At 64.4% G+C, this 8,295-nt stretch carries 8 protein-coding genes; all 8 read left to right on the forward strand.

The window, feature by feature from the left end; all coding sequences use genetic code 11:
• Nucleotides 1-72: 72 nt before the first annotated feature.
• Entirely contained in the window at nucleotides 73-1,266 is a 1,194-nt protein-coding gene (locus tag XI09_RS20265; protein ID WP_271568403.1) for an acyltransferase family protein, read from the forward strand.
• 51 nt (nucleotides 1,267-1,317) lie between these two features.
• Nucleotides 1,318-2,457 carry a cysteine desulfurase family protein gene (locus tag XI09_RS20270; protein ID WP_271568404.1) on the forward strand — a complete coding sequence of 380 codons (1,140 nt, stop codon included), beginning with the start codon at nucleotides 1,318-1,320 and terminating at the stop codon, nucleotides 2,455-2,457.
• A 113-nt stretch (nucleotides 2,458-2,570) separates the two neighbouring features.
• Nucleotides 2,571-4,067 carry a Fe-S cluster assembly protein SufB gene (gene sufB / locus XI09_RS20275; RefSeq protein ID WP_011087111.1) on the forward strand — a complete coding sequence of 499 codons (1,497 nt, stop codon included), beginning with the start codon at nucleotides 2,571-2,573 and terminating at the stop codon, nucleotides 4,065-4,067.
• A gap of 61 nt (nucleotides 4,068-4,128) precedes the next feature.
• Nucleotides 4,129-4,878 (forward strand): Fe-S cluster assembly ATPase SufC, encoded by a 750-nt coding sequence (gene sufC, locus XI09_RS20280; protein WP_271568405.1) that lies wholly within the window; start codon nucleotides 4,129-4,131, stop codon nucleotides 4,876-4,878.
• Between the two features lie 12 nt (nucleotides 4,879-4,890).
• Nucleotides 4,891-6,195, forward strand: a complete 1,305-nt coding sequence (sufD, locus tag XI09_RS20285) for a Fe-S cluster assembly protein SufD (RefSeq protein WP_271568406.1) — start codon at nucleotides 4,891-4,893, stop codon at nucleotides 6,193-6,195.
• Nucleotides 6,192-7,439, forward strand: a complete 1,248-nt coding sequence (locus tag XI09_RS20290) for a cysteine desulfurase (RefSeq protein WP_271568407.1) — start codon at nucleotides 6,192-6,194, stop codon at nucleotides 7,437-7,439. The genes sufD and XI09_RS20290 overlap by 4 nt, the downstream gene beginning before the upstream one ends.
• Nucleotides 7,436-7,807, forward strand: coding sequence for an SUF system Fe-S cluster assembly protein (locus tag XI09_RS20295; RefSeq protein ID WP_092182431.1), 372 nt, complete (start codon nucleotides 7,436-7,438; stop codon nucleotides 7,805-7,807). The genes XI09_RS20290 and XI09_RS20295 overlap by 4 nt, the downstream gene beginning before the upstream one ends.
• Nucleotides 7,808-7,930: 123 nt before the next feature.
• Nucleotides 7,931-8,272 (forward strand): HesB/IscA family protein, encoded by a 342-nt coding sequence (locus XI09_RS20300; RefSeq protein WP_014495548.1) that lies wholly within the window; start codon nucleotides 7,931-7,933, stop codon nucleotides 8,270-8,272.
• The last annotated feature ends 23 nt before the right edge of the window (nucleotides 8,273-8,295 follow it).

Below are 8,295 nucleotides of genomic sequence, written 5' to 3' on the forward strand. Positions count from 1 at the left end.
TTTGTCGGGCATTTTCGATGTCAGCCATGGCCCGAAAACCGCGTTTGTCGTCCCGTCAAGGAGCAGAAAACCATGTCAACACCGCAGCAACTCTCAACCCAGGAACGACGCGTCGATCTGGACTGGGTGCGGATCTTAGCCTTCGGACTTCTGATCTTCTACCACGTCGGCATGCTCTACGTGTCCTGGGGGTTTCACATCAAGAGCGTGCAGCGGCTGACGTGGCTCGAGCCGGTGATGCTGGTGCTCAATCCGTGGCGGCTGTCGCTGTTGTTCCTGGTCTCCGGGGTGGCCAGCCGCTTCATGCTGGGAAAGTACCGGCTCGCCGCCTTCGCCCGCGCGCGGTCGGTGCGGCTCTTGATCCCGCTGATCTTCGGCATGCTCGTGATCGTGCCGCCGCAATCCTACCTCCAGATCGTCGAGAGCCTCGGCTACCCCCAAGGCTTCGTCGATTTCTACATCCGGCATTATCTGGCGTTCGGCTCGCAATTCTGTCCGAACCCCTGCATCGTGCAGCCGACCTGGAACCATCTCTGGTTCGTGGTCTATCTCTGGGTCTACACCATGGCCCTGGTTGGCGTGCTGTCCCTGTGGCCGGCGGCCGCGGATTGGATCGGCGAGAGGGTGGCGGCCGCGCTCGGCGGACCATGGCTGCTGGTGCTGCCGTGCCTGCTGTTTGCGGCCTGGCGGCTGTTTCTGTCGCCGGTCTTCCCGTCGACGCATGCGCTGTTCGGCGACTGGTACAACCACGCGGACCATGCGACCGCGTTCCTGATCGGCTTCCTGCTCGCACGCTATGACAGCATCTGGCGCGACATCGAGCGGCAACGGTGGACGGCGCTGACGCTTGCAGCCGTCTGCTTCGCCGCCTTCGTCCTCGTGTATGCCGGCTTGTTCCCGCGGTCGTCGATGCTGAGATGGTTCGCCGGCTCGGTCTATGGCTGCTACCAATGGCTGGCGATGGCGGCGGTGCTCGGCTTTGCGCGACGCCATTTGACGGCCGACAGCCCCGTGCGCCGCTATCTGACCGATGCGATCTTTCCCTATTACATCGTGCATCAGACCGCGATCATCGTGATTGCGCATGCGCTGCGGGACAGTGGGCTGTCAGCCGGAAACGAGGCCGCAATCGTCATTGCCGGCACCGCGCTCACTTGTCTCGTCAGCTACGAGATTGCGCGCCGGATCGCCTGGCTGCGTCCGCTGTTCGGATTACGGATGGAGACTCGATCCTCGCCCGGGATCGCGCGACAGCAGCCGGCCTGATCTGCGCCCGGTTCCGATTGGCGCGATCGCAAAAGGTGCTAAGAGGGCCACATGCCGATCCGCGTCTATCTCGACTGGAATGCGACCACGCCGCTGCGCGCCGAGGCGCGGGCGGCGATGGTCGCGGCCTATGACCTCGTCGGCAATCCGTCTTCGGTCCATGCTGAGGGACGGGAGGCGCGACGCCTCGTCGAGGAAGCGCGCTCCACTTTGGCGAGCGCTGTCGGCGCCCTGCCGCGGAATGTCGTCTTCACCTCCGCTGGAACCGAGGCCAATGCGCTGGCGCTGTCGCCCGGTCTGCGGGGGCGATCCGGCGGCCCCGTCGAGCGGCTTCTGGTCTCTGCCGTCGAGCATGCCTCGGTGCTGGCAGGCGGCCGGTTCCCGGCGGACAAGGTCGGCCATGTCAGGGTGACGCGCGCCGGCGTGGTCGATCTCGACCACCTCAAGGCGCTGCTGAAAGACGGCCCGCCGGCCCTGGTCTCCATCATGGCGGCCAACAACGAGACCGGCGCGCTCCAGCCGGTCGCGAAGGCCGCCCGGATCGTTCATGACACGGGAGGCCTCCTGCATGTCGACGCGATCCAGGCACTGGGCAAAATTGCGTTCAATATTAACGCGGTAGACGCGGACCTTGCGACCTTTTCTGCACACAAGATCGGTGGTCCCAAGGGCGTCGGTGCGCTGGTCGTGGCCGAAGGTCTCGCCGGCCTGGAGCCGGTGCTGCGCGGCGGCGGGCAGGAGCTCAACCGGCGCGCGGGAACCGAGAATGTCGCGGGCATTGCCGGCTTCGGCGCGGCGGTGAAAGCCGCGCTTCAGGCTTTGCCGGAGGATGCGAAGCGGATGGCAACCCTCAGAGATCGCTTGGAAAATGGCATCCGGGCAATCGCAGGAGCGACGATCTTCTCGGACAACACCGGGCGGTTGCCAAATACCATCCTGTTCACGGCACCCGGCCTGAAGGCCGAGACCGCGGTGATCGGCTTCGACCTCGAGGGCATCGCTGTTTCCTCCGGCTCGGCGTGTTCTTCAGGCAAGGTCCAACTGTCCCACGTGCTGTCCGCCATGGGATTCGACCCGACGGTCGCCCAGGGAGCGGTGCGCCTCAGTCTGGGCTGGTCTACGGAACCGGACGACATCAATAGGGCGTTAGAGGCTTGGCGAAAGCTCGGTAATACCCTACTTAGAGAGTAAGCGACGAAACACGGCTTGAACGGTTCTAAGCACGTGCTTTCGGCCAGAAAACATCGTAATACTCGTCCAAGTTTGATCCACCGCGGTCCTTGAAACCGCGAGCGGAGGATAGAATGCCAGCCGTGCAAGAGACGGTCGAGCGCGTGAAGCGCATCGACGTCGATCAGTATCGTTATGGGTTTGAGACCCTGATCGAGTCCGACAAGGCCCCCAAGGGGCTGTCGGAAGAGACCGTCAAGTTCATCTCCGAAAAGAAGAACGAACCTGCCTGGATGCTCCAGTGGCGGCTCGAAGCCTATCGGCGCTGGCTGACCATGACCGAGCCGACCTGGGCCCGCGTCGACTATCCCAAGATCGACTTCCAGGACCTCTATTACTATTCGGCGCCGAAGCCGAAGAAGTCGATCACCTCGCTCGACGAGATCGATCCGGAGATCCTGAAGACCTACGAGAAGCTCGGCATTCCCCTGCGGGAAGTCGCCATGCTCGAAGGCGTCGAGCCCAAGGTGGGCGAGGAAGACCCGGCCCGCCGCAAGATCGCGGTCGACGCGGTGTTCGACTCGGTCTCGGTCGCCACCACCTTCAAGGCGGAGCTGAAGAAGGCCGGCGTGATCTTCATGCCGATCTCGGAGGCGATCCGCGAGCATCCCGAACTGGTGCAGAAGTATCTCGGCTCGGTGGTTCCGACCTCGGACAATTTCTACGCGACGCTGAACTCGGCGGTGTTCTCCGACGGCTCGTTCGTCTACGTACCGCCGGGCGTACGCTGCCCGATGGAGCTGTCGACCTATTTCCGCATCAACGAGCGCAACACCGGCCAGTTCGAGCGCACGCTGATCATCGCGGACAAGGGCTCCTACGTCAGCTATCTCGAGGGCTGCACCGCGCCGCAGCGCGACGAGAACCAGCTGCACGCCGCCGTGGTCGAGCTCGTCGCGCATGACGACGCCGAGATCAAATATTCGACGGTGCAGAACTGGTATCCCGGCAACTCGGAAGGCAAGGGCGGCATCTACAATTTCGTCACCAAGCGTGGCGACTGCCGCGGCGACCGCTCGAAGATCTCCTGGACCCAGGTCGAGACCGGCTCCGCGATCACCTGGAAGTATCCGAGCTGCATCCTGCGCGGCGATAACTCGAGCGGCGAATTCTATTCGATCGCGATCTCGAACGGATTCCAGCAGGTCGACTCGGGCACCAAGATGATCCATCTCGGCAAGAACACGTCGAGCCGGATCATCTCCAAGGGCATCGCAGCCGGCAAGTCGCAGAACACCTATCGCGGGCTCGTGACGGCGCATCGCAAGGCGACCGGCGCGCGCAACTTCACCGCCTGCGACTCGCTGCTGATCGGCGACAAATGCGGCGCGCACACCGTGCCGTACATTGAGGCCAAGAACTCCTCGGCGACGTTCGAGCACGAGGCGACGACCTCGAAGATCTCCGAGGACGTGCTGTTCTACTGCATCCAGCGCGGTCTTTCGCAGGAAGAGGCCGTCGGCCTCGTCGTCAACGGCTTCGTCAAGGACGTGCTCCAGCAGCTCCCGATGGAGTTCGCGGTGGAAGCGCAGAAGCTGATCTCGATCTCGCTTGAAGGGTCGGTCGGCTAACACCGACCCTCGCGGTGCGCCTCGGCGCTCCATGCATCATTTGAATAGACTGGACACCAAAATGGCTTTGCTTGAAGTGAAAGACCTCAAGGTTCGTGTCGAGGAGCGTGAGATCCTCCACGGGCTGACGCTGACCGTGAACGAAGGCGAGGTGCACGCGATCATGGGGCCGAACGGCTCCGGCAAGTCGACGCTCTCGCACGTCATCGCCGGCAAGCCCGGCTATGAGGTCACCGACGGCCAGATCCTGTTCAGGGGCGAGGACCTCCTGGAGATGGCCCCCGAAGAGCGCGCCGCCAAGGGCGTGTTCCTGGCGTTCCAGTATCCGGTGGAAATCCCCGGCGTCGCCACCATGAATTTCCTGCGCACCGCGCTGAACGCGCAGCGCAAGGCGCGCGGCGAGGATGAGTATTCGACCCCCGACTTCCTGAAGAAGGTCCGCGAGGTCTCGAAGTCGCTGAACATCCCGCAGGACATGCTCAAGCGCGGCGTCAACGTCGGCTTCTCCGGCGGCGAGAAGAAGCGCAACGAGGTGCTCCAGATGGCGCTGTTCGAGCCGAGCCTGTGCATCCTCGACGAGATGGATTCCGGCCTCGACATCGACGCGCTGCGGATCGCGGCCGACGGCGTCAACGCACTGCGTTCGCCGAAGCGCGCGATGGTCGTGATCACCCATTATCAGCGGCTCCTCAACTACATCGTGCCGGACGTCGTGCACGTGATGTCGCAGGGCCGTGTCGTGAAGAGCGGCGGCAAGGAGCTGGCGCTGGAGCTGGAAGCGTCCGGTTACACCCAGTTCGAGGCCGCGTAAGGATTATTTGGGATGAACGTTGCTTTGGCAAAGACCGGAAGCGGCCGCGCGGTGAGCGATCTCTTCGCCAGCGCCGAAGGCCGCTTGCCGGGTTCGCCGGCGGTCATTGCGGCGCGTCGCGAGGCGTTCGAGACCTATGAGCGTCTCGGCCTGCCGCACCGCCGGATCGAGGAATGGAAATACACCGATCTGCGCGCGCTGGTCGGCGAGGTGCTGCCGTTGGCCGCCGCGCCCGATGCGGCCGCGCTGAAACGCGCCGCGGACGCCGTGAAGGCGCATGCGATCGCTGGCGCCCGCAAGCTGGTGCTGGTCGATGGCGTGTTCGCGGCGGATCTTTCGGACGTCAAGGCGCTCGTCTCCGACGTGGGCCTCAAGACGCTCCGGGAGACGCTGGAGAAGGATGCCGCTCTCCTGAAGACGGCGTCCACCGACGCCGTGATCGCGCTGAACGCGGCGATGGCGACCGATGGCCTCGTGCTGTCGATTGCCGATGGCGCGCAACTGTCTGCGCCGATCCAGATCATCCACGTCGCGATTGCTGCATCGGCTTCGGCCTTCACCCGCTCGCAGGTCGCAGTCGGGAACGGCGCTCGCGCCACCATCATCGAAAGCTTCGTGGCGGCCGGCGCCAAGGCCTACCAGGTCAGTGACGCTGTGATCGTGACGATCGGCGACAACGCCGATGTCGCGCATATCCGCCTGATGGACGATGCGCCTGACGCGGTGAACGTCACCTCGCAATTCGTCACCGTCGGCGCCAACACCAAGGTCAACTTCTTCAACTTGACCAGCGGCGCGGCCGTCAGCCGCCTTCAGGGCTTCATCACGCTGGCGGGCGAGGGCAGCGATCTCGCGATCAACGGCGTGAACCTGTTGAAGAAGACCGAGCATGGCGACACCACGCTGGTGGTCGACCATGCCGTGCCGAACTGCGTCAGCCGTGAGATCTTCCGTGCGGTGGTCGACGATCGCGCCCATTCGGTGTTCCAGGGCCGCATCATCGTCCGTCCCGACGCGCAGAAGACCGACGGCAAGATGATGACCCGCGCGCTGTTGCTCTCGGACGAAGCCGAGGCCGACAACAAGCCCGAGCTGGAGATCTTCGCCGACGACGTCTCCTGCGGCCACGGCGCCACTGCCGGCGCGCTCGACGACAGCCTGTTGTTCTATCTGAAGGCGCGCGGCCTGCCCGAGAAGCAGGCCCAGGCGCTGCTGATCCAGGCCTTCGTGGGCGAGGCGATCGAGCAGATCGCCGATGACGGCCTGCGCGAGCATGTGATCGGCATCGCCGAGCGCTGGCTGGAGGGGCGGTCATGAGCACGCATCCGGCAGTCAAGAACGGCGCCTACGACGTCGCACGCGTCCGCCAGGATTTCCCGGCGCTGGCCATGCAGGTCTACGGCAAGCCGCTGGTCTATCTCGACAACGCCGCCTCGGCGCAGAAGCCGCAGGTCGTGCTCGACCGCATGACGCACGCCTATACGAGCGAATACGCCAACGTGCATCGCGGCCTGCATTACCTCGCCAACGCCGCGACCGAAGCCTATGAAGGCGGCCGCATCAGGGTCGCGCAGTTCATCAACGCGCCCCGACCTGAGGAAGTGATCTTCACCCGCAACGCGACGGAGGCCATCAACCTCGTCGCCTCCTCCTGGGGCGGGCCGAACATCAAAGAGGGCGACGAGATCGTCATCTCGATCATGGAGCACCACTCCAACATCGTGCCCTGGCATTTCCTCAGGGAACGCCAGGGGGCCGTGATCAAATGGGCGCCGGTCGACGACGAGGGCAATTTCCTCATCGACGAGTTCGAGAAGCTCCTGACCGCGAAGACCAAGCTGGTCGCGATCACGCAGATGTCGAACGCGCTCGGCACCATCGTCCCGATCAAGGACGTCGTGAAGATCGCCCACGCCCGCGGCATTCCCGTGCTGGTCGACGGTAGCCAGGGCGCGGTGCATCTGCCGGTCGATGTCCAGGATCTCGGCTGCGACTTCTACGTCTTCACCGGCCACAAGGTCTACGGCCCGACCGGCATCGGCGTGCTCTGGGCCAAGTACGACCACCTCGTCGCGATGCGCCCCTATAACGGCGGCGGCGAGATGATCCGCGAGGTCTCGCGCGATGTCGTCACCTATGGCGATCCCCCGCACAAGTTCGAGGCCGGCACACCCGCGATCGTCGAGGCCGTCGGCCTTGGCGCCGCCATCGACTACGTCAACTCGATCGGCAAGGAACGCATCGCCGCGCACGAGCACGACCTCGTCACCTACGCCCAGGAGAAGCTGCGCGAGATCAACTCGCTGCGGCTGATCGGCACGGCGCGCGGCAAGGGCCCGGTGATCTCCTTCGAGCTCAAGGGCGCGCACGCCCACGACGTCGCCACCGTGATCGACCGCCAGGGCATCGCGGTGCGCGCCGGCACCCATTGTGTGATGCCGCTTTTAGAGCGGTTCAACGTGACGGCCACATGCCGGGCCTCGTTCGGCATGTATAATACGCGGGAAGAAGTCGATCATCTGGCACAGGCGCTGTTGAAGGCGCGGGATTTGTTCGCATGAGTGACACGGCCGACGTCAAAGTTAGTCCCATGGAAACCCGGTCGGCGCTGCCGCCGGAGGAGACCGAGCGTCTCACCACCGAGATCATCGCCGGCCTCAAGACCGTGTTCGATCCGGAGATTCCGGCCGACATCTACGAGCTCGGCCTGATCTACAAGGTCGAGATCAAGGACGACCGTTCCGTCGACGTGCAGATGACGCTGACGACGCCGAACTGCCCGGCCGCCGGCGAGCTGCCGACCATGGTCGAAAACGCGGTCGCCAGCGTCCCCGGCGTCGGCGTGGTTGACGTCAAGGTCGTCTGGGAGCCGCCGTGGTCGCCCGAGCGCATGAGCGACGAGGCCCGCCTCGTGCTCAACATGTGGTGACGCGTACGTTCTGCTTTTCATTCCTGGCATTGAATTTGCTCCGCAACGGACCACATCACTGATATGACACAGGCAACACCAGCATCCTCCACTCCGAAGCCGCGGCGGCCGCGCCCGCAGGTGATGCGGCTGACGGATGCCGCCGCCCAGCGCATCAGCGAGCTGACCCAGCGCGCCGATTCCGAGATCGTCGGCCTGCGCGTCGGTGTGAAGAACGGCGGCTGTGCCGGCCAGTCCTACACCGTCGAGTATGCCCATGATGTCCGCCCGACCGACGAGGTCGTCGAGGACAAGGGCGTCAAGATCCTGGTCGATCCCAAGGCCGTGCTGTTCCTGCTCGGCACCGAGATGGACTACAAGGCCGACAAGATGCAGGCCCAGTTCGTCTTCAACAACCCCAACCAGGTCTCCGCCTGCGGTTGCGGCGAATCGGTCGAGCTGCGGCCGGCGAAGATCGACGGGTAAGCCCGGCTCGCGCCAATCACACA

Source organism: Bradyrhizobium sp. CCBAU 11386 (assembly GCF_028128955.1).
Taxonomy (GTDB): domain Bacteria; phylum Pseudomonadota; class Alphaproteobacteria; order Rhizobiales; family Xanthobacteraceae; genus Bradyrhizobium.